Annotated in this window: 22 protein-coding genes; 3 read left to right on the forward strand and 19 right to left on the reverse strand. The window is 44.5% G+C overall.

The window, feature by feature from the left end; translation table 11 throughout:
* Positions 1 to 2 precede the first annotated feature (2 nt).
* The 16 genes from J4N45_RS17390 to rfbB all read right to left on the reverse strand — a co-directional run bounded on the left by J4N45_RS17390 (position 3) and on the right by rfbB (position 15,575).
* Complete coding sequence (locus tag J4N45_RS17390; RefSeq protein WP_252012734.1) at positions 3 to 776, reverse strand: oxidoreductase; 774 nt, start codon at positions 774 to 776, stop codon at positions 3 to 5.
* A complete protein-coding gene (locus tag J4N45_RS17395) occupies positions 776 to 1,465 on the reverse strand; it encodes an acylneuraminate cytidylyltransferase family protein (protein WP_252012737.1) in 690 nt (229 codons plus the stop codon). Before J4N45_RS17395 ends, J4N45_RS17390 begins: the two co-directional genes overlap by 1 nt.
* 15 nt (positions 1,466 to 1,480) lie before the next feature.
* Positions 1,481 to 2,452: a Gfo/Idh/MocA family protein gene (locus tag J4N45_RS17400; RefSeq protein WP_252012739.1), complete on the reverse strand. Its 972-nt coding sequence runs from the start codon at positions 2,450 to 2,452 to the stop codon at positions 1,481 to 1,483.
* A 2-nt stretch (positions 2,453 to 2,454) separates the two neighbouring features.
* Positions 2,455 to 3,516, reverse strand: a complete 1,062-nt coding sequence (locus tag J4N45_RS17405; RefSeq protein ID WP_252012741.1) for a nucleotidyltransferase family protein — start codon at positions 3,514 to 3,516, stop codon at positions 2,455 to 2,457.
* Between the two features lie 45 nt (positions 3,517 to 3,561).
* Positions 3,562 to 4,212: an acetyltransferase gene (locus J4N45_RS17410; protein ID WP_252014714.1), complete on the reverse strand. Its 651-nt coding sequence runs from the start codon at positions 4,210 to 4,212 to the stop codon at positions 3,562 to 3,564.
* Positions 4,205 to 5,278, reverse strand: coding sequence for an N-acetylneuraminate synthase (gene neuB, locus J4N45_RS17415; RefSeq protein ID WP_252012743.1), 1,074 nt, complete (start codon positions 5,276 to 5,278; stop codon positions 4,205 to 4,207). Before neuB ends, J4N45_RS17410 begins: the two co-directional genes overlap by 8 nt.
* A 7-nt stretch (positions 5,279 to 5,285) precedes the next feature.
* On the reverse strand, positions 5,286 to 6,479 hold the full coding sequence (gene neuC, locus J4N45_RS17420) for a UDP-N-acetylglucosamine 2-epimerase (RefSeq protein WP_252012745.1): 1,194 nt from the start codon (positions 6,477 to 6,479) through the stop codon (positions 5,286 to 5,288).
* A 17-nt stretch (positions 6,480 to 6,496) separates the two neighbouring features.
* Positions 6,497 to 7,648 carry a LegC family aminotransferase gene (locus J4N45_RS17425; RefSeq protein WP_252012747.1) on the reverse strand — a complete coding sequence of 384 codons (1,152 nt, stop codon included), beginning with the start codon at positions 7,646 to 7,648 and terminating at the stop codon, positions 6,497 to 6,499.
* Positions 7,649 to 7,660: 12 nt separating this feature from the next.
* On the reverse strand, positions 7,661 to 8,851 hold the full coding sequence (locus J4N45_RS17430; RefSeq protein WP_252012749.1) for a UDP-N-acetylglucosamine 4,6-dehydratase: 1,191 nt from the start codon (positions 8,849 to 8,851) through the stop codon (positions 7,661 to 7,663).
* A 91-nt stretch (positions 8,852 to 8,942) separates the two neighbouring features.
* Positions 8,943 to 9,491 (reverse strand): serine O-acetyltransferase, encoded by a 549-nt coding sequence (locus J4N45_RS17435; protein ID WP_252012751.1) that lies wholly within the window; start codon positions 9,489 to 9,491, stop codon positions 8,943 to 8,945.
* A complete protein-coding gene (locus tag J4N45_RS17440) occupies positions 9,484 to 10,704 on the reverse strand; it encodes an oligosaccharide flippase family protein (RefSeq protein WP_252012753.1) in 1,221 nt (406 codons plus the stop codon). Before J4N45_RS17440 ends, J4N45_RS17435 begins: the two co-directional genes overlap by 8 nt.
* Before the next feature lie 3 nt (positions 10,705 to 10,707).
* A complete protein-coding gene (locus tag J4N45_RS17445) occupies positions 10,708 to 12,030 on the reverse strand; it encodes a surface carbohydrate biosynthesis protein (protein ID WP_252012755.1) in 1,323 nt (440 codons plus the stop codon).
* A 66-nt stretch (positions 12,031 to 12,096) separates the two neighbouring features.
* Positions 12,097 to 12,654 carry a dTDP-4-dehydrorhamnose 3,5-epimerase gene (gene rfbC / locus J4N45_RS17450; protein WP_252012765.1) on the reverse strand — a complete coding sequence of 186 codons (558 nt, stop codon included), beginning with the start codon at positions 12,652 to 12,654 and terminating at the stop codon, positions 12,097 to 12,099.
* A gap of 10 nt (positions 12,655 to 12,664) precedes the next feature.
* A complete protein-coding gene (gene rfbD, locus J4N45_RS17455; RefSeq protein ID WP_252012767.1) occupies positions 12,665 to 13,540 on the reverse strand; it encodes a dTDP-4-dehydrorhamnose reductase in 876 nt (291 codons plus the stop codon).
* Positions 13,537 to 14,430 (reverse strand): glucose-1-phosphate thymidylyltransferase RfbA, encoded by an 894-nt coding sequence (gene rfbA / locus J4N45_RS17460; RefSeq protein WP_252012769.1) that lies wholly within the window; start codon positions 14,428 to 14,430, stop codon positions 13,537 to 13,539. The genes rfbD and rfbA overlap by 4 nt, the downstream gene beginning before the upstream one ends.
* A gap of 83 nt (positions 14,431 to 14,513) precedes the next feature.
* Complete coding sequence (rfbB, locus tag J4N45_RS17465; RefSeq protein ID WP_252012771.1) at positions 14,514 to 15,575, reverse strand: dTDP-glucose 4,6-dehydratase; 1,062 nt, start codon at positions 15,573 to 15,575, stop codon at positions 14,514 to 14,516.
* Between the two features lie 435 nt (positions 15,576 to 16,010).
* Here rfbB and J4N45_RS17470 point away from each other — a divergent pair, with 435 nt between their 5' ends.
* Positions 16,011 to 16,241: a hypothetical protein gene (locus J4N45_RS17470; protein ID WP_252012773.1), complete on the forward strand. Its 231-nt coding sequence runs from the start codon at positions 16,011 to 16,013 to the stop codon at positions 16,239 to 16,241.
* A 49-nt stretch (positions 16,242 to 16,290) separates the two neighbouring features.
* Here the strand turns inward: J4N45_RS17470 and J4N45_RS17475 are convergent, their stop codons facing one another.
* The gene (locus J4N45_RS17475; RefSeq protein WP_252012775.1) at positions 16,291 to 17,667 is read right to left on the reverse strand and encodes an MBL fold metallo-hydrolase RNA specificity domain-containing protein; all 1,377 of its coding nucleotides are present in this window, start codon (positions 17,665 to 17,667) and stop codon (positions 16,291 to 16,293) included.
* Positions 17,668 to 17,676: 9 nt separating this feature from the next.
* Positions 17,677 to 18,657 (reverse strand): alpha/beta hydrolase, encoded by a 981-nt coding sequence (locus tag J4N45_RS17480; protein WP_252012777.1) that lies wholly within the window; start codon positions 18,655 to 18,657, stop codon positions 17,677 to 17,679.
* A gap of 1,032 nt (positions 18,658 to 19,689) precedes the next feature.
* Between J4N45_RS17480 and wecA (J4N45_RS17485) the strand changes: the two genes are divergently transcribed.
* Both wecA (J4N45_RS17485) and wecA (J4N45_RS17490) read left to right on the forward strand, forming a co-directional pair.
* Positions 19,690 to 20,784: a UDP-N-acetylglucosamine--undecaprenyl-phosphate N-acetylglucosaminephosphotransferase gene (wecA, locus tag J4N45_RS17485; RefSeq protein WP_252012779.1), complete on the forward strand. Its 1,095-nt coding sequence runs from the start codon at positions 19,690 to 19,692 to the stop codon at positions 20,782 to 20,784.
* A 203-nt stretch (positions 20,785 to 20,987) separates the two neighbouring features.
* Positions 20,988 to 22,067: a UDP-N-acetylglucosamine--undecaprenyl-phosphate N-acetylglucosaminephosphotransferase gene (gene wecA, locus J4N45_RS17490; protein WP_252012781.1), complete on the forward strand. Its 1,080-nt coding sequence runs from the start codon at positions 20,988 to 20,990 to the stop codon at positions 22,065 to 22,067.
* A 940-nt stretch (positions 22,068 to 23,007) separates the two neighbouring features.
* On the opposite strand, the gene glmM is transcribed toward wecA (J4N45_RS17490), so the two are convergent.
* Positions 23,008 to 24,369, reverse strand: a complete 1,362-nt coding sequence (gene glmM / locus J4N45_RS17495; RefSeq protein ID WP_252012783.1) for a phosphoglucosamine mutase — start codon at positions 24,367 to 24,369, stop codon at positions 23,008 to 23,010.
* Positions 24,370 to 24,385: the final 16 nt, after the last annotated feature.

The following is a 24,385-nucleotide window of genomic DNA, read 5'->3' on the forward strand; positions in this document are numbered from 1 at the left end:
GGCTACAAACTAAACCCATCATCGACAATAATATTTTGCCCGGTCACATATCTAGATTGTTCTGACAATAAGAATAGTACGGATCCAACTACTTCTTTAACATCTAACATACCTGCACCGTGTGTTTGCGACTTGTATGCGTCCAAAAATGGTTCAGGTTGGTGGTCAAAAATACCACCAGGACTTACACAGTTGATTCGGAAGCGGCTGTCATTCACGTACGCAGCAGCATACTTACTTAAGTGCTGAATCGCAGATTTAATTGCAGCGTACTCTACCGGCATCGTCATCGGCGTGTTGTCATATATCTCAAATTTTGGCGCTACTACACCATAGATTGATGAGATATTAACTAGCGAAAGCGGCTGTTCCGTTCGTTGAAAATAAGCGGCAGCTTGTTGCACAAATAAGAAAGCACTACCTAGATGTAAGGACATATTTTCATTGAAACTAGCTGCCGAGACATCGAAGAAGTGTTTGCCGTATGTTTTGTTTCTCGGGTATGTCGTGTTCACTGCACCATCAATGGCTTGATGACTTGCCTCGAATAGCGCCTTCACAGATTCTTCTTTGGTAATATCAAGCTCAAAGAGTGACAGAGCACTGTTGGTTAGATCAACACCTACCCCTTCCAAACGCTGCTTCATACCTTCAACATTAAGGTCGGCAGCAATCACAGTTGCCCCTTGTTCAAGAGCCGCAGGGACAATTTTTGAGCCAAGTAATCCGCCAGCGCCCGCAATTAAGATCGTTTTACCCGTTAATAGCGCGTTCATTATTCGTCACCCATCACTATGGCTTCTGCCAGCTTGAAATCATAAATGTCATCAATATCGACCGCTCGATGCTTTGGCACCACGACGCTCGTCACCTTACCACTAAATATGCCGTAATGCTGCAATACGAACTGTGGCGTTGTCGTGTAAACAACGGTGGTAATATCGAATACTTCAGGGGCATCTTGGCGGCGAGCTACTTCGCCCTTAGGCTTATTTACCAACTCTACAGAGCCTTGCGCTGTTCTCGTTACCATATTAAAAAATGGGCTACGATTCGCTGGGGTTACTGAAATACAGATATCGGCCATATCTTTTTCTAAGCGTTCCAACGATAGTTCGACGTCTTCTACGCTACGTAAAGGGCTTGTTGCTGGTAAGCTAACAAAGCGTTCAAAATCGCCGTATTTGTCCTGAACCCAACTAATCGCATGGCGCCAAGAGTACCACTCAGCACTCGTATCTGTCGCAAGCTCGTCTGGTCTTTCGATCAACTCCGCACCTGCTGCAACGGCAACCTTTGCAATATTACTGTCGTCAGTGGAGACAAATACCTTAGAGATAGACGGACACGCTTTTGCTGTTTCAATTGAATACTCTAGTAACGGCTTGCCGGCCAATGGCTTGATGTTTTTCCCGGGTAACCCTTTCGAGCCACCACGTACAAAAATAAAGGCGTAATTTTTCAAAAAAACTCCAGTTTCTTATCGATGGTTTGCACCACTTTTAATCGTTTCAATCAGCTCAATGGTTTTCGCCGCCTGATGAAGCCCTACACAATTACTTTGTTTGCCTTTAGTTTTAGCGATAAAATCCAGCACCATATTAAGGTACATGTTGTTTTTATCCCAATCAGGCTCACTGTAGATCACAGAGGTATCAGTCAACAGCGTTTGTTTGACTTCATTTTTGATCAAATCCCATTCTATCGTTCCTTGAGAACCAACAAAACGGCATCGTCGATATGCCTGGCGCTGCAAAAAATCAAGATGAATACTCACCACGGCACCACTGTCCGTTATAGCAACTGTGTCCACCAAGTCTTCTACTTCAAGGCTGAGCTGAGTCGAGGAGCGTAAATGAGCAAATTGGATTTCCAAATTACCCAATAACCATTGGGTATAATCTAGCTCATGGCTCAACTCCAGTAGAGCCCCCCCTCCGAGGCTTTCTTTCGCAGAGACCGTTTCTCTGTAGTCTTTCGTCGGACGCCAATCCGGGAGATACTGACCAATTTCAACCTGTGCATTCAGCAGGTTGCCAATACTCTGTGACTCCAGCAGTTGCTTCACTACTTGGCTGGATGGCAAATAGCGTAAACAGTAGCCCACCGCTACCGGAGTCTGAGTATGCTCAGCTATTGCGATGAGTTTTTTGGAGTCTTCGAAGCAGGCGGTCACTGGCTTCTCTATCAGCGTAGGAATGCCCGCCTTAAGAAAAGGAATAGCATGTTGGGCATGAAAAGGGGCTGGAGATGCGATAATCACTAATTCAGCACCTTGGCGAATAACCTCTTCAATACTGGACACGACCAGATCGCAATCTGACACGTTTTCACCTGGGACCCGCCCACTTGCAGACATTGCAAGTAACCGAGTTTCAGGAAAAAGATGTTTTAGGTTTCTTCGGTGCCGGGTAGCAATATTACCCAGCCCAATAACAGCGACAGTCTTCACAATTAGTCCATACCTAGCGTGTGGATGTCGGCTTGAGCTCGATTAAAGTCATCCATGCGACCAATATCCAGCCAATACTCATGTATCGGAAACATCAACACATTGTCTCGCTCATGCATGTGTTGTTCTAAAAGCGTAGGCATGTCGATATGGTGGTTCATAGGGACAGAGGAAATAACGCGCGGAGAGACCACATAAATACCAGCGTTGACAAAGAAACGCTGGATTGGCTTCTCAACCATACTGCTTATCTTGTTCCCTATGCCATTGATAACACCGTAAGGGATCTGGTAATCATACTCACGAACACACATGGTTGCATCTGCATCGTTTTCAACATGGAAGTCAAGCAAGCGTTGGAAATCAACCTTAGTTAGTACATCGCCATTCATCATGATCAGCGGTAGGCCTTGCGGTAGATCTTTAGGGAGCAAGCCTAACGCACCTCCAGTACCAAGCGGGTGCTCCTCATGAACATAGCGAATGTTAACGCCCAACTCACTCCCATCACCAAAATGAGACTGGATTTGCTCTGGCATGTAGTGGGTGGAGATGTAAAAGTTAACAAAGCCTGACTTGATAAAGCTACGAATTACCGTCTCAAGAATAGGTTTGTTGCCAATGTGAAGCATCGGCTTAGGGCATGTATCAGTTAGAGGTTTTAAGCGAGTACCAAAACCACCAGCCATGATGAATACTGGATTTTGGTGTTTTGGTTGATGAAGCGCCTCATGTAATGTTTCTAAGCCAACAAGTTTTCCATCTGAGTCCAACAAAGGAACAGACAGGATATCTTGGCTATCCATCAATCTAATTAGCTCTTCACGGGATGTTGCTTTGAGTGCAGTTGTGGGTTGAGTATTCATCACTTTTGCCACTGACTCAGTCAGTGGCAAGTTGTTCAACAAGCCACGACGAATGTCTCCATCCGTGACTACACCAATTAGGTTCTGTTGCTCATCGACAACCAGAGCTACCTTTAGAGCCTCGGTATTAATTATCTCTAACGCATCGCGAATCGTGTTTTGAGGTTTTATTAATACGTTTTTCCAACAGTGAATCATTACTCACCTTTTTATTTGTTTCTCTACCTAAATTGAAGTTAGGTATTAATACAGCTTAACCACATTTCTTACAGGATAACATATGCTACGAGTATCTAGCGATTGTGTCACTGTCGTACCAGCCCCCACAATCACATCCTCCCCTAGGTCAATCGACTGGATAACAGTAGCATTAGCGCCAATATAGGTTCCTCTGCCAGTCGTCACTTGGCCACATAATGTCGCCATGGGAGCAATATGATTGTAAGAGCCTATTTTACAATCATGTTCAATCAAAGCGCTCGTATTGATTGTACTGTGGCAACCAACTGTTGCCCCAGTCTGTATAACCGCCATAGGTAAGATCTGGGCGCCTGTTTCAATTTTTGAGTAAGGTGAAACGAATGCACTGTCAGCGATAACCGTCTCAAACTCAAAACCTAAAGAAAGAAAATATTCATTAATTCTTTGCTTGAAACCCGACTTAGGCATCATTCCAATACCATTGACCAAAAGTACCTTGTCTTTGTCAAATCTGAGAATATCTTCGTCCTTCTCAAGGATAGTGATTCCTTTAAATACAGAACGTTGGCTGACATCTTCAGGGCTTATCACGGCCAGTATTTCTCTTCCTTGAGTAAGCAATATTTCAGCAAGGACGGAGGCATGACCACCTCCACCTATCATCACAATAGGAAGCATAGCCTTATCACTCAACAATCAGGTCTCCTGCTTTGTATCCTTTGCTTGCCTGACTACCGATAAGCTCCCAATAGCGGTAGGGAGATAGGCCAGTACCAGGGCGCTTGATAGTAAGGTTTGATTCCGTTAATTCTTCACCCTTTTCAATATCCATTGCTGCCACTAGGCTTTTTCGAGCAACAGATTTGTTTTTCACTTCGGAAACAGTTGGAGTTTTTACATTAGAACCCAATGCAACCTCAATCTGACGGATCGCTTTAACCATTGCCTCTAGTTCTTGTGGCTCAAGTGAGGCTTTATGATCTGGCCCTTCCATGTTTTTATCCAGGGTAAAATGCTTCTCGATCAAAACAGCGCCACGGGCAACGGCCGCAATTGGAATCGTAATTCCTTCACTGTGATCCGAATAGCCTGCAGTTAAATCGAATGCTTGCCCTAGCGTATCCATTGCCCTGAGGTTAATTTCCTCCATCGGCGCTGGGTACTCTGTCGTACAATGAAGAATAGTGACTTTCTCTTTTAGGGCTTTTTGACCGGCTTCGGTCGCATAAGCTTCTTGAAAAGCTTGCATGGAAGGTATTACAGTTTCGTTGGCGATATAGCCGAAAGCAATGACCCCGAGAGCGGTCTCAATTTCAGAAAGCGTTGCCATACCCGTTGATACGATAAGATCACAGCCAGTGCGAGCATGAGCCAATACCAGAGGAGCATTCGTTAACTCACCAGACGGTAACTTTAAGCGCGTCAGACCAAGATCATTGACTAAGAAATCCAAACTTTCGAGATCGAAAGCCGTTGATAGAAACTCAATGCCAATCGACTCACAGTACTTTACCAGCTCATGGTGAGTCTCGTAGGATAACTCTAAACGACTTAACATCGCTAACTGAGACTCTTGCTTTTGAGTATTTGCTACTTGATATTCGGCTTGTTCCGCTTCTTCAGTAACTAGATTCTTTGCTTTAAACGTTTGGAACTTTACTATATCCGCTCCGGCTTTGTGAGCAGCGTCGACCAAAGCAAACGCTAATTCTTCTTGACCATTATGGTTAACACCCGCTTCAGCAATAATCAAAGTCATTGTGGTCTCACTCTGCTTTCTCGTTTAAGTCAGGTTCAATATTTACATCATAAAAAGACTTACAAGGTTCAAAATCTAGCCCCTTAATCATCTCTATGACTTGCTTGCTACTGTCACCCTGACCGTAAGGGTTAATAATACGTTCATCTGGCGACTTATACTCTCGACTCACGGCGAGAGCAATCGCATTACTGATGGATTGTTTCGTAGCCTTTGCGTTTAGGACACTTTTTGCAGCCAATCGCCCCTTTTGCCTGGAGCCAATGTTCACAGTAGGAACATCAAAGGCTGGCACTTCAATAATACCGCTCGACGAATTACCAATGACTGCAGCCGCGTGTTTTACCGAACTTAGATAACGAACTTGCCCAAGTGATGGGATTGCCAAGACACGTTTTGGTTGATTGGCCGCATAAGCCTCCAGCATCGGAATAATACGTCGACCACCGTCATCAGCATTCGGGTAAGTCAGGATAACTTGATGATCAGGGTACTCATCCAACGCATCTAAAAGTGCTTGAAAGCTTTCCTCAGGAGACTCATCGCCCAAAGTAACAGGGTGATAAGTAACCACAAAGTAAGGCTCCGTAAGTTCGAAACTGAGCGAGTGACTCAGCTCAGAGACCGTCATGAAAGACGCTCGATTTAGGTGATCTAAGCCAATCGCACCCACATTTTTTACACGTGCCGGAGATTCACCGAGCTGAATAACTCGATTTCGATATTCATCTGTTGATGTGCCGTGAAGGTAACTCAACTTAGTAATCGCATGACGGATCGCATCATCGTAAGCACCTTCCGTGATCTCTCCACCATGAAGATGAATAATCGGAATGCGAAGTATCATTGCCGTTTGGGCTGCAGCAAGTGCTTCAAAACGGTCCCCGAGAACAACAAGGACATCTGGTGATAGTCGCGACAATGCATCGGCAAATCCTAACACCCCTAACCCCATACTCTTGGCAGTACCCACCGCCGAATCAGAAGACAACAAAATCTCTATTTTTTCATCGATATCGAAGCCATCTTTTTCAATTTGCTGGTAAGTATCACCAAACTCAGGGGATAGGTGCATACCTGAAACAAGCAACTGAAGTGTAATATCAGGGTCGCTTTGGAGGTCCTTTAAAAGCCAAAAAAGCAGACCATACTCTGCTCTTGTACCAGTAAAGACCGCAACCTTTTTATGTATCTGCGTCATTTATACCATACACCTACTTAGTCTTGGATATCCACAGGAGTACTTGGAAGGTTGATTAAGTGCGTCTCTATATACTTAGAGTACGTGAGGTCATCACGTATAGCATTCTCAAACATCGGTAATCTGTGCATGAGCTGCCAAATAGGTCGAGTCATCACACCGGAACTGTTTGTGCCTGCAAGCATCTCTTCGCGGCTTTCTTTGTCGGGGCAAATAACGGCATTCAACCAATAGTTTGATTGAGCATACTCTGGCTCAGTGACAAATTTAAAGTCGGTTCCGTTGAAGAAAGCCTTGTAGCTTTCTGCCAGCAGCCTCTTCTTTTTAAGATATTGCTCGATGACTTCCATCTGAGCACAGCCTAGGGCTGCATTCAGGTTTGGCATACGATAGTTGAAACCAGGCTCATCATGAAAAAACTCATAAGGATGAGGAACTTTGGCAGTCGTAGTGACGTGCTTGGTACGCGCCCCTAACTCTTGAGTCTTACATAAAACCATGCCACCACCACCTGTGGTGATAATCTTATTGCCATTAAAACTGACAGCGCCAAAGTCGCCAACAGTGCCGGTATGTTTGCCCTTATAAAACGAACCTAGGCTTTCTGCGGCATCTTCAACCAAGGTGATGTTCCACTTCAAGCTAACGGCAACCAACTCATCAAGCTCAACGGGGTGACCGAAAGTATGCATTGGGACTACGGCTTTGATTCTTCGGCCCGTTTTTTTATGGATGCATCCTGCCTCGGTAACGTCGGCATTCTCTTCCAAAAATGCATCCACCGCTTTAGGGCATAAACCTAAACTTACTGGAGACACATCAAGAAAAATGGGCTCAGCCCCCATATGATAAAGCGCATTGCAGGTCGCAACAAAAGTCAAAGCTTGCGTGATGACCAGATCGCCTCTTTGAACATCAGCCATATACAATGCAGCGTGTAATGCTGCCGTGCCATTAACCGTTGCTACCGCTTTTGTCGAGCCAGTATAGGCCTCGATTTTACGTTCAAAGTCATCAACAAACTTCCCGACACTAGAAACAAATGTGCTGTCAATTGTTTCCATTACATAAGCTTTTTCGTTGCCATCAAACGTCGGTGCGTGCAACGGAATAAACTCATCGGTTTTGTAAGTCTCTCTCACAAATTCAATAATTGATGTCACTTTCATTGAATACTCCGCTTACATCTTGCTGTCGAGGTATTTGCCCGTCTCTTTATGACCAAAGTCAGGGATCATAGTAAAGAACAACTCGACGATTTGCTCTTTCGTCCACGCTCGCTGATCTTTCATCTCAGAAATGCTGTTCTCGAACAGGGTAAGAAGCGTTTGTTCATAAAGAGGATCATTTTTGATGATGCCTAGATTTTCGAATCGAGACATGTCCAACGTTTCTTTATCTGTGAAAAACTCTTCAAAGTCTTTTTCACCCGTTGTATCGCTTACAGTGAACAAGCACGGCCACTTTCCTTGCTGTGGCAGCGTGTGTGCAAGCTGACGCGCTTCCTCTTCCGAATCACACAAATAAGGCTCGTAACCAAGCTGCTCTAAGTACTTCACAGCAATATCCGCAAACGAAATAAGATGCAAAGCCTCACTCAATTTTGGGAAGAAAATATCGCGATTTTCACCGAAAATACACGACATCAAGCATAACTCTCCCGACTCTTGAGGCGTGACAAAATATCGTTTGATATCATTTGGAGCCACAATAGGCTGACGTTTCTGAATTCGTTGGTTGAACCCATGTAACAATGAACCATCTGAAAATGCGACATTAGCAAATCGAGCTGTTGAAATAGCGATTTGCTCGCTTTTTCTCATCAGGAACATTTCCATGATGCGCTTTGACGCCCCCATCATATTGACCGGGTTGGCCGCTTTGTCAGTGGACACGCAAAAATACTTCTTAACGCCGGTATCAATCGATTGCTGGATCGTTTTATCGGTATTGAACACATTCACATCAATCATTCGCATCAATGTAAAAGGATCTTTTTCACTACGAACATGTTTAAGGGCCGAAAGATTCAGTACATAGTCATAGTGTCCATCAGATTGAATAAACGCATCATACTCAACTGAGCCGATATCAAGTGCAAGAGTTTGGAAATCGCCGTCGATGTACCCGTGTGAACTTCTCAGATCACGTACCAGCTCAACCAAATTATTTTCACTAATGTCTACGACATGTAATTTCTTAGGTTGACGCTTAAAGATCTCTTTTGTAACCGCCTGACCAATAGAACCAGCGCCCCCTAAAACGAGAAAGCGCGATTCTGATACAATTTTGCTTAAGGTAACTTCATGCTCAGCAATATCATAGCTAAAAAGCTCTTTATCACGGCCTATTAATGGAAGAATCTGGTTCATAAGTGCATTCCTGGCTTGATTTACTTATTACTGCATGATTGGAATCGTCGGGCCAAACATACAGGTGAGAGTTAATTTTTATCTCGATAATTTACGACTTAGATCGGATTTTTTTTGCTGGTATGCCAGCCCATATTTCATCTGCTGGGATATCACTTCTTACAACACTGTTAGCACCAATTATACTGCCATTTCCGATACTTACCCCACCAAGAATACGAGCCCCCACACCGACAATCACCTCATCACCAACCGTTGGCATTACGTCTTGTCCGCCTACATTTGCATTACCAAGAGACACGCTGTTAAGGAAATAGCAACCATCTCCTATCGTCACCTCTGGACCGATCACAATGCCCATATGATGACCCAGCTTGAAGGGTACCCCTATTTGAGCCTTTGGGTGTATGTCAGTACTATATTTTTTCTTCGAAAAACAATACAACACTGTGGATAGTCGCTCAAAGCCAGCACGATAAAGATATGAATTGATACGATAGCTCATTACTACCCTAAATTCGGGAGAAATGAGCATTAGAAAGGCCATTTTAACACTCAGTTTCTTTTCTTTAACAGTCAACTTATTCGCTGAGAAAGCCATATCTTGTGCGATTGTTTTAAAGAGTGAATAATTAGACATTAGACATTACCACTTTATTTGACTCCTTAATCACGTAAATAGCCATAACAACGTTTGCTATGATCGTTGCGTACGGAACATACAAAATACTTATATTAGTCAATGCAAACAGTAACAACACATATACTATCATTGACAAGACATTAATGGTCATCAGCACTTTAGTTTTGCCAAAGTAGCTCAGGAAGGGTACGTACGAGAAGTATATTGCATTCACACCGAAAGCAAAAAGGAATAACGACACGTAACCAGGAACCCCGGCATACCCCTCACCAATGATGAAAGTATAAAAATCTTCAGATAGAACAAGTGATAATAAAAATGGCAAAAAGCACAAAGGAGCGTATTGTAAGCTCCTCTTCCTAAACGAATGAAAATCAAAGCTACTCTTCTTTAAAAGACCATATATATATGGCTCATACGCTCGGTAGCCAGCGATTATTAACACCAATAGAATTGAAGCAAATTGATAGCCTACTGAGTATACACCTAGCTCAGCACTATTGTAACTTCCGGAAAGCAACACTCTATCGAACTGCCCTTTAATAAAAGAAGATAAATTATTCAGAATTAAAGGAGAACAAAAAACAACTATATAATTTACATAAACAAAAGCCTTTCTTAATGATAAGCGACTTTTTTTCGACGTTCTATTTGAACTACATATTTTACGCGACAATGCAAAGCTAAAGAATAGTGACAACATATTTGCGAGTATAATGGCTAACACTCGCACTTCTGGATTTTGAGCGAAAAGCTCAAACAGTACCAAGGTAACAATCACGGAAAATAAGCTAAATGATACTTGGACTAGCATGTAGTCTCTTGCCCGTTGCAAGCCCTGCATCTCGGTTAAACGTACTTTCAAAAATGCTTGTGAGCTAGAGCATAATACGACATAAAGTAAAAAGTCATCATTCAGTATAAATGCTACGCTTGACAGAATAACGGTCATTAAAGCAATGTAAATGTACCCTACGCTTAATAGATGCTTTAACCCTCTCTTGCCGTAATAAAAAATGTATCTTATTATCGCAGCTTCCTGAGCATAAGAGATAAATACTAAAGCCAGCGCACTCCATGCGTGATAAAGCGCTAACTCACCATACCCATCAGCACCAAGTTGGCGAGTCAAATATGGCATAAAAGCAAAGGGGACTACTTTTGCTATCATCTCACCAAGCATGTAGTACAGCGTATTTTTCTTATTCATTGTTTACTTTTTTGTGAGTAGATAAGAATCAATTCCTACTTTCTTAACGTTAACACTTTCGAAGCCAAATAGTTCTTTAAGCTCCTGAATATTTTCGCTCACCTCTCTCTTTGATAGGGCATTAAACTTAGTACGGTGATAATACTCTCTGAGGTTTGTTTTATGCAAATAGAAGCGTATTAATTCTTTAAAGTCAAAGGATACCTTATCATTGACAGTCCCCCTTTTAGAGTTAGATTTTGCCAACTCCAGTATTTCTCTTGAGAGAATATTAAAAGCGCACTCTTCATCCGAGAAGAACACTACTTCATTAAGTCGACTAAGCCTTTGATAATCATCATATAAATTACGATCGCCATCTAGAAAATCAATAATCTCAGACGCATTTTTGACTTTGGCACCAATATTATTGGCATAGATCAGATCAAACGTATCATTTTCTACGGGAACAAAACTGATCACTGGCTTACCAATCGCCGTCGCTTCAATAGCGGTCGTGCAGCCGTTATGAATCATAACTTCGCAAGCATGTAGCCATGACGCGATCTCAAATTCAGAATTAACAATGACATTCTCCATATCACTCGTTAATTCTTGCCAAAGTTCATGCCCCTCAGATGGATGAGGTCTGATGACCACAATATGATCGTCCAAATTTTCAGACAATGTTTTAGGTACATCTAATAACGCATCAAATATCAACTTCGAATGATCATAAAATCCATAGAAGAACTTTTCTGACTCATCATCATCAATATAGCCACTGTCACGTAGAAGCTTCAAGTAATCAAGGCCTTTGGCTGGGTTAACATCTCCAAACCTAGATACTATTAGTATGATTTTCTTGCCTGCTACCAATTCGTTAATTTTTGCTAAGCTTTCAGTATAGAGTGAACTCGTATAGCTCTTGTAAAAATCAAATCGGGGGTTTCCTGTATAGACAAGCTTAGGCGAGCTCCGAAACTCTTCCGGCATGGCCTTTAATTCGAGCGGTCCATTAATGAAAATGCGGTCTAACATGTCCAACAGTTTGGAAGAAAACCTAGAGTTCACTGACGGATCGTTCAATGGAGGCAACACACCCTCCTCGTCAAGCGAGAGTACGATATTACCTTTCTGTTTTAGCTCTCCAACTAATCGGCTTTCAAATGATGCAGCACTTTTTAGTAGTATTATTCCAGGGGTGTGTAAAGCTCTTGTGATAATCTCTTGGTCTCGACCAATAAAGACACCATTAATGTCGTCTCGTAAACAAGCAAGACCTACTGCCAACCTAGATTTGTACTCTCTTTTCTTAACCTCAACTGGCAAATATAAGACTGTCAATTAATCCACCTCAAACAATAAAACTACAAAACGAATACATATCACACAACGCTAAACTTGATCTTGTTACGCCCGATACGGTAAAGGAACGGACTTACTGAGCAGTAACCCATTTTCATCCTTTTGAGATAGCTTAGGTTCTACATTAACTGGCCACTCAACCCCAATTTCTGGATCATTCCACTTGATCGAGTGCTCAGCAGATGGGTTGTAGTAATCAGTACACTTATAAACAAATTCCGCTTCATCACTGGTCACATAAAACCCATGAGCAAACCCTTCTGGTACCCACAACTGACGTTTATTCTCTGCCGATAAATAGACTCCAACCCACTGACCAAACGTCGGCGAACCTGTGCGAACATCGACAGCAACATCAAACACCTCACCTGAAACGACACGCACTAACTTACCTTGAGTGTTTTCAGTTTGATAATGCAGACCACGCAAAATACCTTTGCTTGATTTAGAGTGGTTGTCTTGCACAAACTCTACTGGCGCTCCGGTGACAAGCTCCTCAAACTTCTTTTGTTGCCAGGTCTCCATAAAGAAACCGCGCTCATCACCAAAGACTTGAGGTTCAATAATCTTTACATCTGGGATGCTCGTTGCTATTACTTTCATACTCTATTACCTAGCAGTAGTGTTTAATATTATCTAACGCGTGTTGCCAATCACTCGGCTCTACTGCAAAGACCTTTTGGATCTTGTCGCAGTTCAAACGTGAGTTGGCTGGTCTTGGTGCTGGCAACGGATATTGGTCTGCCGTTATCTCATTAACCTGTGGCGTCTTTAACAATGCACCATGTTTGTCGGCCGACTCAAATATGGCTTTCGCAAACTGAAACCAGCTGACATGCGGAGTACCAGAGAAATGGTAGATGCCCGACAGCTCACTATCTGTGAACATATCCATTATATTGACTAACGCCTTGGCAATGTCTCCCGCATAGGTAGGGCCACCAAATTGATCACCGATAATACCCAGCTCTGGTCTGTCTTTGCCCAACCGAAGCATGGTTTTTACAAAGTTATTGCCATGTTCCCCAAACACCCACGCGGTACGCAAAATCGCATAGCGAGAGCAATTTGCCATGACAGCCTCTTCGCCAGCTAGCTTACTTTGACCGTACACCCCTTTTGGGTTCGGCGTATCAGTTTCTAGGTAAGGTTCAGATTTGTTACCATCAAAGACATAATCGGTTGAAATATGCAGCATCAACGCTCCCAAAGACTCGGCAGCCTGGGAGAGATAACGTGGACCATCTCGGTTGATGGCATAGCTCATTTCTATATCGGTTTCTGCTTTGTCGACCGCAGTATGTGCTGCGCAGTTGATAATGACGTTCGGAGCCACCTCAGCAAGCACGGAAGAGACTTGGTCCTCATCAGTAATGTCTAGCAGTTCGCGATCGTAGGCGATAACACTGACATCATCGCGCTTAGCTAATACTTTCGCCAAACAATGACCCACCTGGCCATAACAACCCGTAATCAGTACTTTCTTCACTTATCGGCCTTTTTCGTTTTATCGTTAACAAGACGCGCTAAATACTGTCCATACTCGTTTTTCATCATAGGCTTGGCAATTTCCAGTAATGCTTCATCAGATAACCATTGGTTGCGCCAGGCAATCTCTTCTAGGCAAGCGACTTTTAGGCCTTGGACATTTTCAATAGTTTGCACAAACGATGACGCCTCATGCAAACTTTCATGAGTCCCCGTATCCAACCAAGCAAAACCACGACCAAGCAATTCCACATTTAATGACTCATCTTCGAGGTACATTTGATTTAGCGTGGTAATTTCTAACTCTCCACGATGAGACGGCTTAACCTGCCTCGCCCAATCGACAACGCGATTGTCATAGAAATACAAACCGGTGACAGCATAGTCTGATTTAGGCTGCTCTGGCTTCTCTTCAATCGAAACCGCCTTCATTTCGCTATCAAACTCTACAACACCAAAGCGCTCAGGATCTTTCACTTGATAGCCAAATACTGTTGCTAGGCCCTGAGAGGTAAGCTCTCTCGCACGCTTTAACTGCTGCCCGAACGATTGGCCGTAATAAATGTTGTCACCCAGCACTAAACAGACAGAATCATCACCAATAAAATCTTCACCGATAATAAACGCCTGAGCTAGGCCATCTGGGCTCGGCTGAACTTTGTACTCAAGATTGATTCCATAGTCAGAGCCGTCACCAAGCAAACGCTGAAAGCCAGCCTGATCCTCTGGAGTCGTAATGATGAGAATGTCACGAATCCCCGCCAACATTAATGTGGATATCGGGTAGTAAACCATGGGTTTGTCGTAAATTGGCAGAAGCTGCTTAGACGTTCCGCGAGTGAGCGGATAGAGACGGGTGCCAGAACCACCAGCGAGGACAATACCTTTCATGAGGGAATTTCCAGTTTTGGTTTAAACTCTGGGTTCAGCAAGCGTCAAAATCCAGAGCAATATAGTAAGAGGGAGTTTGATTGTTATTGTGTGCCCAGTCGTTCACGAGAATATGAGCCATCGAGGACTCGAGTCCACCACTCTCGATTGTTCAGGTACCACTCTACGGTTTTTCGAATACCAGATTCAAAAGTCTCTGCAGGTACCCAACCTAGCTCTCGCTCGATTTTTGAGGCATCGATAGCATAACGAACGTCATGTCCCGGACGATCGGTAACATAAGTAATCAGGTCTTGGTATTGTGCGACACCTTGTGGTTTATTCGGCACCAACTCTTCAAGCAGAGCACAAATCGTTTTTACAACGTCAATATTGGCCTTTTCATTATGACCACCAATATTGTACGTCTCGCCAATCTTACCTTCTGTGACCACTTTATAGAGTGCACGCGCATGATCTTCTACAAACAACCAATCACGAATCTGCAAGCCGTCACCGTATACCGGCAGCGCTTTGCCCTCGAGCGCATTTAAGATCATCAGTGGGATCAGTTTTTCAGGAAAGTGATAAGGACCATAATTGTTAGAGCAATTGGTCACCAATACAGGGAAGCCGTATGTACGCCCCCAAGCTCTGACTAGATGATCTGAACCTGCCTTACTTGCAGAATATGGGCTACTTGGATCGTAGGAGGTCTCTTCGGTAAAGAGCTCATCGGTTCCCTCTAGATCACCATACACCTCATCGGTGGAAATATGGTGGAAGCGGAACGCCGCTTGCTTGGCGGTATCGAGTGTTTTCCAGTACTGACGTGCAACCTCAAGCATGTTAAACGTGCCAACGAGATTGGTTTGAATAAATGCCGCAGGGCCATCAATTGAGCGATCTACATGAGATTCTGCCGCTAAGTGCATTACCGCATCAGGTTGATGTTTTTGAAACACGGCTTCAAGCGCACCAAAATCACAGATATCAACTTGCTCAAACGCATAACGCTCTGACTGTTGTGCGCCCGGTAACGACTCTAAGTTACCTGCATAGGTCAGCACATCCACATTAACGACGCTGTCAGATGTGTCATTCAAGATATGACGAATTACTGAGCTACCAATAAAGCCAGCACCACCAGTCACTAATATTTTCATACACTTCCCTTGAATTTGGAACGCTACCGCCCTTGAGTCACACCCTCAAAAGCAAAGTTTAGCAATGATTTAGGGCATTTTAGCCCCAGATAAAAGTGGGTGAATTGTACCTGAGTTAACCGCAGTGCGCGAACATTTATGATTAATAAACCTTAGTATAGGCTCTGGCATTCCAAGAGGATAGGATGAGCGAGAGTATCATGTAGGGCTCAAGTGCAATCTATCTTTACACTCTCTTGGTCGCTCAAATTTTGTGCGCCAACTCTAATTGATAACCTTATTATTTAGAAGTCGATTCCACTTTTCGAAAACTGGATTAATGAAACCAAGGGCGCTGCCGTACTCTATTAGCATCACCTGTTAAATTTTATCACTCTCTGGCTGGGCATTGCTCAGAAGAAGTGAGTAGCAACTAACACTGGGAGTTTATCTTCAATGGCATTTGCTCTAACCCTTCGTTATGCGTCGTTTCGTCATAAAAACAAAGGCGCGGGTCGCGTTCTTGAACTGGCTGTGATTGCAATCGCAATGGTGGCGATTGGCGCACTATTAACCACCGATAATATCCAACTCATTTTGGCATCGCTTGGTGCACTTTTCTTTTGTATCGGTTCATTTTGGTTTTTCAAAAAGTCGGACGACATGCGCCGCTCTATGCCTGACTAAATCGTGCATTAACAATTTCGTTCAGTAATTAATCGTTAGCATTCACACACTAGTAAACAATGCGAGTAGGCGGCTCAAGATAGGGGGAAATACACTCTACCAGAGCCTCTTTCGCGTCCTTTTCTCCATGAATAAGATGAAGCTGCTTCAATTGGTCTTTACACCCCGTTATGTAGCTCATCAAATCCTGCTGATCGGCATGCGCTGAGTACCCCGACATAGTATGTATGCAAGCTTGCACAGCAACACTTTGATTATCGATCTCAACACGTTTCACTTTTTTCTGTAACTGCCTTCCTAGAGTTCCTTTCACTTGATAACCAGTAAAGATCACGTCGCTACGAGAATCCGGTAGCAGAGCTTTTAAGTAGTCCATCACACGCCCGCCCATACACATACCCGATGCAGCAATCACAATGGCAGGCTCACCGGTCGACGCGAGACGATTCACCAGCGCTATGTGCTCTTTATGACTATCGATGACCACGCACTGACGAAACCCAAGCGGATAGCGCCCTGCATCACGTTTACCTTTCGCCTCAGCGGTCCACAACTTACGATACTGGCGATAGGCTTTCGTTATCTTGGCAGCCATGGGGGAATCAACAATGATAGGGAGCGAATCTGATAACTGCTTTTGATACAGCAGAGATTCGATGTCATACAGCAGCTCTTGAGTTCGGCCGACACTGAAGGCAGGAATAATAATAGTCCCGCCATTTTGCAGGCTCTTCATTATAATAGTGAGCAGTCGCTCACTTCTTGCCTCAACGCTTTCATGCTGCTTGTTGCCATAAGTGGTTTCGATAAAAAGGTAATCGGCCCGCTTTGGGGGCAGAGGGTCTGGCAGTAGCGGCGTATTCTTAGGACCAAGGTCACCAGAAAACACCGCTATTTCTTGAGTGGGCAGCTTAACTTCAACGTACGCACTCCCCAAGATGTGCCCCGCGGGGCTAAAACGAATGTAAGTGAAATAACTTTGCTGTTGAGACTTTATCGGCACCCAAGAGCCATACTCGGCGGGTTGAAGCTGGCGTTTAATTCGCTCTAGAATGCGACTTCGCTGAACACGGGTTAAATCTAGCTGCAACCTTAATCCGTCATCAAGCATAAGCGGCACTAAGTGCGCTGTCGCGTATGTGCAATAGATCGGACCTTGGAACCCTTTAGCGAGCAGCCAAGGTAGTCGTCCTATATGGTCAATATGAGCGTGAGTAAGCACTAACGCACAAATGTGTGAGATCTTAAACTCTATCTCTAGCGACTTATTTACTGCATCATTTCCTTGAAACAAACCACAATCAATTAGCAGCCCATCACCATGGATAGTCAATTCATGACACGATCCAGTGACGGAATTTTTACCACCATGGTGTGTGACATGAACATCATCGGTCAGTGATATCTGTTTACTTGCCTTTCGCATAACATTACCTCAGCTCGTTGATTCAACCACACGCAATGCCTGACTTCGCTCTCCCTCAACGACACCACTTTTCATTGCGCTCACCATCTGCGAAATAACTGGGCTCACTTCTCCTTCGCTGTTCACCAAGAAGTAACTGTGTCCAACGGGATAATCAAAACGCTGATTGAAACAATCACAATCAAACTCATACACGTTTTTTGGCAAGACACTGAGCTGCTCAGGGCCAGTCATCCCAAGACGGCGCGATGCAGTCATATTTTTAAGGTTGGCGACTTTTGAAGCAGACATGGCGAGATCATCACTGGCATAAAACACCAACACATTTTTCGCCGAATCAACAATATGCCGCCCATCTTCACCTTCTTCTAAGCAATGATTCTCCACATCAGCCGCGACCATAAACACGTTTCGAAACAGAAGAGGCATACCACCAAGGCGTTCATCTTTCACCCATGATGACATGGCACTTTTCAGCACCCGATTTCCCATCGAGTGCGCTAAAACATTCATCCGCTTTAAACACGGAAACTGCTGCTGCGTAGCCTCTCGACGCCACAGATCAAACTTGTAAAACAACCGCGCAAACGCCACGCCAGAATGCTCCGCTGCCTTTTGATCATCCCAATAATCATCCGCAATCGCGACAACATGGTCATCATCACAAGGCCAGATAATCGGTATCACGAGCGCCAGACCGGGTTGCTGTTTATCCAGTAACGCCTGCAACCTGGCACTACGCTCAAACACCTCTGGCTCCATATTGTTATTAAAGCCGTGTAGATAAAAAAGCAGCTGAGTTTGTTCTGGTAAAGCCTTAAGTCTTGCGAATAACGTGGAAGAGAGAATCTCAACATAATCACCCTCACCACGTCGCTCACAGAAATAGAGCCATTTTGAAATGTCGGTATTTTGAGTATCAAATGAGATAGCGCGATTCTTTTTAGAACGTGCTAACTGGATAGGAATTCGGTTAGTGATAAATAACATGCGGCCCCCTTATTGCTCATAAAAACCATCGAGCATACGAAGCTTCTTGGTTATTTGCGTTTAAGAAGCCTGTATTTGCGAGGCAAGATGCACTCAAAGGTTAGTGCTTACACACACGCAACATTGAAAATAAAGATAACTCTCTACTTTAAATTCCCCACCCTCACTTCCCCCGTCATCCTCACGAAAGTGAGGATCTCCCCCCACAAGTGACTCACCCACGTCCACCGACAAACCCCACCACTCGCCTCACAAGATTCTCGTCTTCACGAGAATGACGGAACCTAAAACACACCAAGCCTCCCATTTGTCACCCCCGCCCATTACTAGATACCATCACTCAACATCCGTCATCCTAACCCAATGCCCGTAATCTTCGCTTCCCTCCGTAACCCTCACTTCCCTGTCATCCTCACGAAAGTGAGGATCTCCCCCCACAAGTGACTCACCCACGTCCACCAACAAACCACACCACTCGCCTCACAAGATTCTCGTCTTCACGAGAATGACAGAACCTGAAACACACCAAACCTCCCAACTGTCGCCCCCGCCCATTACTAGATACCCTCACCCAACGTCCGTCATCCCAACCCAACGCCCGTAATCTTCGTTTCCCCCCGCCACCCTCACTTCCCCGTCATCCTCACGAAAGTGAGGATCTCCAACCGCGCGTGACCAACTAAAAATCCAACCACCAGCCCACTACACAACCACACTCATATCCCTTGTGATAACGATCACAACAAACAAAAATGCAATAAAATTAACCTAGCCACTTTTACCGTCACCCAACCGTATAATTTTCAACCAGTTAGAATCATCACTCTACAGTATTCCTCCATCTCACCCATTTGCATATTTATGTGATCGTCATAACCTAGTTAAACAGGAATCGCGACCACCACAAATCGCCCTACCAACCCGAGTACTAACAAACATAATGACCGGGTTTCTAAGGACAGTGTTCGGCTTAAACAATAAAACACAACAATCGTTGGCCGCGAATTAGCAGCAAAAACAGTTGGAATAGTTATGGCTTGGCAAATGATCAGTGTAGTGATGAGCACGTTTGCAGTATTGCTCATCGCGCATAAACTCGCGCCTACTCTAGGCTTGGTAGACAACCCAGATTCGCGTAAACGTCACAAAGGACAGATCCCCCTCGTAGGCGGCGTCTCCATTGCAGTATCATTTTGCACCGCGCTAATACTCATACCCGAACTCATTCCCTTTCAGAGCCTATTTGTGGCGTCAGTCGCAGGATTAGTACTCCTTGGCGTCCTCGACGACCGCTACGACCTAAGTTGCCGTAGTCGTCTGATCGTACAGGCCTTTATAGCCACTCTCATTGCTCTAATTGCAGACGTTCAGCTAGTAACTTTTGGCGGTGCCTTTGGCTTTGGTTATGTCACCTTTGATTGGCTATCGCTGCCTCTAACGATCATTGCCGTTATCGGCGCTATCAATGCCTTTAATATGGTAGATGGTATTGATGGTCTGCTTGGCAGTTTAGCAAGTGTCACACTCCTCGCGCTTTGTCTATTATTTGCTCTACAAGGTGATATAGCGCACTTACAACTGTGTTCACTACTACTTTGCGCTATTGGTCCCTACCTTGTCTTTAACTTGGGCCTACTCGGCAACAAGTATCGACTCTTTATGGGCGATGCAGGCAGTATGATGATTGGCTTTGTAGTAGTATGGCTACTCTTCACCCTAACCCAACAAGCGGAATCATCCATCATCTCAACCATTGATGACTCCGTGCGCCCTGTGACAGCACTATGGCTGATTGCCGTTCCGCTTATGGACATGGTGGCTATTATGGTTAGGCGCATCAAAAAAGGCCAATCACCAATGACACCAGACAGAGGGCATCTCCACCATATTTTTCAGCGCGTTGGATTTAACTCCAAACAGACCCTCTTTATCATCACAGCTATCGCTACATTATTTGCTTCACTTGGCATCATAGGCGAGTTAGTTGACGCCCAAGACTCCACCATGTTCTATCTGTTTTTGGCGTTATTTGGTGGCTACTATTGGAGCCTTTCAAAGATCTTCCGCCTTACCGCCTATATTCGCCTAATGAGACGAAATCAGCCTCAAGAAGCCTCTGCAGGTTGATGACCGATGAGTAACACAATGTGAATATAGATGCACAATTCGTGATATTGGTCATTATTATCTGAAAATCGAAGTGATATAGAAAAAATATATGCAGGCCCACCTTCATATGCGACCAAAACTCCAGTAACATTAAGCGATGGGTCACAAAAAAAGAACCCAACAAATTCTAATTACATAAAAAATGTTACTCAGTAGGATACATGACTTTACTCCTCGGCTTTGTGGCGGTCACCGCCTTCATCACGTTATTTTTTGCAAGACAACTGGCTAAAGTTATTGGTCTTGTTGACAAACCAAATGCAAGAAAACACCATCAAGGCGCAGTACCATTGGTCGGTGGTATCTCAATATGTATCACCGTGACCATTACAGTACTCGCGTTTGATATAGACCTTGATCATGCAGGCCTATTCTTGTTTTCAATCTGTACCCTCACCGCATTAGGGGCAGTTGATGACAAATACGATATTAGTTTTAAGTCTCGCATGTTATGCCAAGCGCTGCTTTCACTTGCTATGATGCATTTTGCAGAGCTAGAACTGCATACACTAGGGAACATGTTTGGCTTGGGCCACACCGAGCTTGGTGGTTTCGCGGTATTGATTACTGTGTTAGGCGTGATTGGCGCAATCAATGCGTTCAATATGGTGGACGGGATTGACGGGCTACTTGGCGGGTTGTCGATTGTATCTTTCGGTGCTTTAGCATTTCTTCTTTATCAAGACGGGCACTCGGGCCTGGGTTTGCTTTGTCTTATCTTTATTGCAGCGGCGCTGCCGTATATCGGTATGAACCTAGGTTTATTAGGACGCAAGCGTAAAGTGTTTATGGGTGATGCAGGGAGCATGATGATTGGTTTTACCGTCATTTGGCTGCTTCTTAGCGGAAGCCAGGATGAGTCGGGCGCGATTATGAGGCCGGTAACAGCACTTTGGTTGATTGCGCTACCGTTAATGGATATGGCGGCGATCATGATTCGTCGTGTTCGTCGTGGTGATTCGCCGTTTAAACCAGACCGTGAACACCTGCATCATATTTGTCAGCGTTTGGGGCTTAGCTCGAGACAAACGCTGCTGGCGATTTGTGTGCTTGCTTCGGCGCTGACTGGATTTGGTTTATATGGTGAGATGGCACAGATTCCAGAGCCCATTATGTTTTATGGGTTTATTGCGTGTTTTATCGGGTATGCGTTGTGTCTGTCGTATATCTGGCGTATTACTCGCTTTGTGCGCAACAAGCTGGGACAAGACGTAGGAGCTGAGGCCGCCGAGTCTAAGTAAACCCGCCCCTGTCAATCGGCCTTTGACTCTTCTTAAGTTAAAGGTCGAGGTCTCAGATGCGCTATGCTTCGGGCATTCGCGCTAACATATCAACGCTCAAACCTACTGGGTGACAGACTCAATAGTATTGAAGCTTAAGACCATAAGTTTCGATATGAGCAAATGACTCACTCGATATCAAAGCTTTCCTAACACCTGCCTTTAACCCGACACCCAAGCCCTGCTAGTGTGAATCGCGTATAATCCAAGCTCCCAGACAGTACCAACTGCCCAACGAAACTTACTTCCAAAGCTCTCGGATAGTCGCAGCCACCCATCAGTACTCATGTTCAATCGCTCGAGAAGCATGCTTTCCTTGGAGATGTCAGCGCTGAGTTAAAAGTGTATTTCCACTAGTTACTCCTGATTGATCATAATCTGCAGCTTTGTCCATGTTACGAACGGATAGTTTGCCTCAGATGGGTCAATTTTAAATTGACGTTAGTAGGTCATTTTTACATCGGCGCTGACATGAGTAAGCCTACGGCATCCTAGTCGCCAAAGTGAACAAAATCCAAACAGATAGAGTAAGCCTGGCAGGGTGTTGGAAGGACGTCAAAAATATATGGTGTCCTGTATTTTCTTTTATTCGTTCCAGATAATTAGAATTTGGGGGTTATGATGCGCTTATATTTAATTCGCGATTTCTAATGGCATAAAAAAATGGGCAATGGATCTCATCCATTGCCCATTTCCATTAAATCTGTAATTCACGGAAAAATCATAAGCATCGCGTCTAACCGACAGGCTAATCACCAAAAAATCATTGAGTTGGATGGTGACTAGAAAATTGCGAGAATTCGACAAACCGGTAAACTCAAAATTTTTAACCAACCTCTCTATCTGAGTATGCCGTCCCGCCCTTTAAACACTGACATATTCATGAATCTTCCCAGAAGGTTTACGCTGCCACACCATCAAACTGCTCAATCGCTTTTGCGATCGCACTAGCCCAGTGATGCGCATCTGTCTCTGATTTAGCCTCAACCATTACACGAATAAGAGGTTCAGTCCCCGACTTCCTCAATAAAACGCGCCCTTTCGCCTCAGAGGTGTGAGCGCCAAGCGCTTTTTCCGCTTGGTGCACAGCATCGAGCACATCATCAGAGTTTAGCGGGTCAGTACCATCAACAAAGCGCACATTGATCAGTACTTGTGGCAGCATTGGCATATCTGAGGCTAACTCAGTAATCGTCAAGCCAGTTTGCTTAACAACGCAAAGTACTTGTAGTGCTGCAACAATTGCATCACCCGTGGTCACCTTATCACGGCAAATTACATGACCTGAGTTTTCACCGCCAAGCCACCAATCGCGCTCTAGCAACTGCTCCATAACATAGCGATCACCTACTTTTGCGCGAACAAAGGGAATGCCTAAATTTTGTAGCGCCAACTCTAATCCCATGTTTGACATGAGAGTACCGACCACACCACCGTTCAGGCGCCCCTCTTTTAATGCCTGTTTTGCTAATACATACAGGATTTGGTCACCATCGATAGCTTCACCATGCTCATCCACCAGCATGATACGGTCACTATCACCATCTAAAGCGATACCAATATCTGCTTTTTCTTCCAACACTTTCGTTTGAAGCAATTTCAAATCAGTTGCGCCGCATTTTTCATTGATGTTTATGCCATTTGGCTTGTCACCAATCGAAACCACTTCTGCACCAAGCTCAGCAAAGACATTCGGTGCAATATGGTAAGCAGCGCCGTTTGCACTATCGACTACCACTTTTAGACCCGTCAGTGTTTCAGATGCTGCAAAGGTGCCTTTACAAAACTCGATATAACGGCCAGCAGCATCATCCATCCGAGTCGCTCGGCCAAGTTGGTCTGACTCAACGCACTCAATCTCTTTGTCAAGCTCAGCTTCAATCGCAAGCTCAACTTCATCAGGCAGTTTCTCACCCGACGCTGAGAAAAACTTAATCCCATTGTCGTAATATGGGTTGTGCGAGGCGCTGATCACGATACCCGCTTCTGCGCGAAATGTTTTTGTTAGATACGCGACAGCAGGCGTCGGAATTGGACCACACATTACCGCGCTGATACCTGCAGCCGATAACCCCGCTTCCAAAGAGGATTCCAACATATAGCCAGAGATACGAGTGTCTTTACCGATAATGACTTTTTTAGTCCCCATGCGAGACAGTACTCGTCCCGCAGCCCAGCCAAGCTTCAATGCAAAATCAGGGGTAATTGGAAAAGTACCTACTTTTCCTCGTACGCCATCAGTGCCAAAGTATTTACGTTGCATAGTGTTATCTTTCTGT

Source organism: Vibrio sp. SCSIO 43140 (assembly GCF_023716585.1).
Taxonomy (GTDB): domain Bacteria; phylum Pseudomonadota; class Gammaproteobacteria; order Enterobacterales; family Vibrionaceae; genus Vibrio; species Vibrio maritimus_B.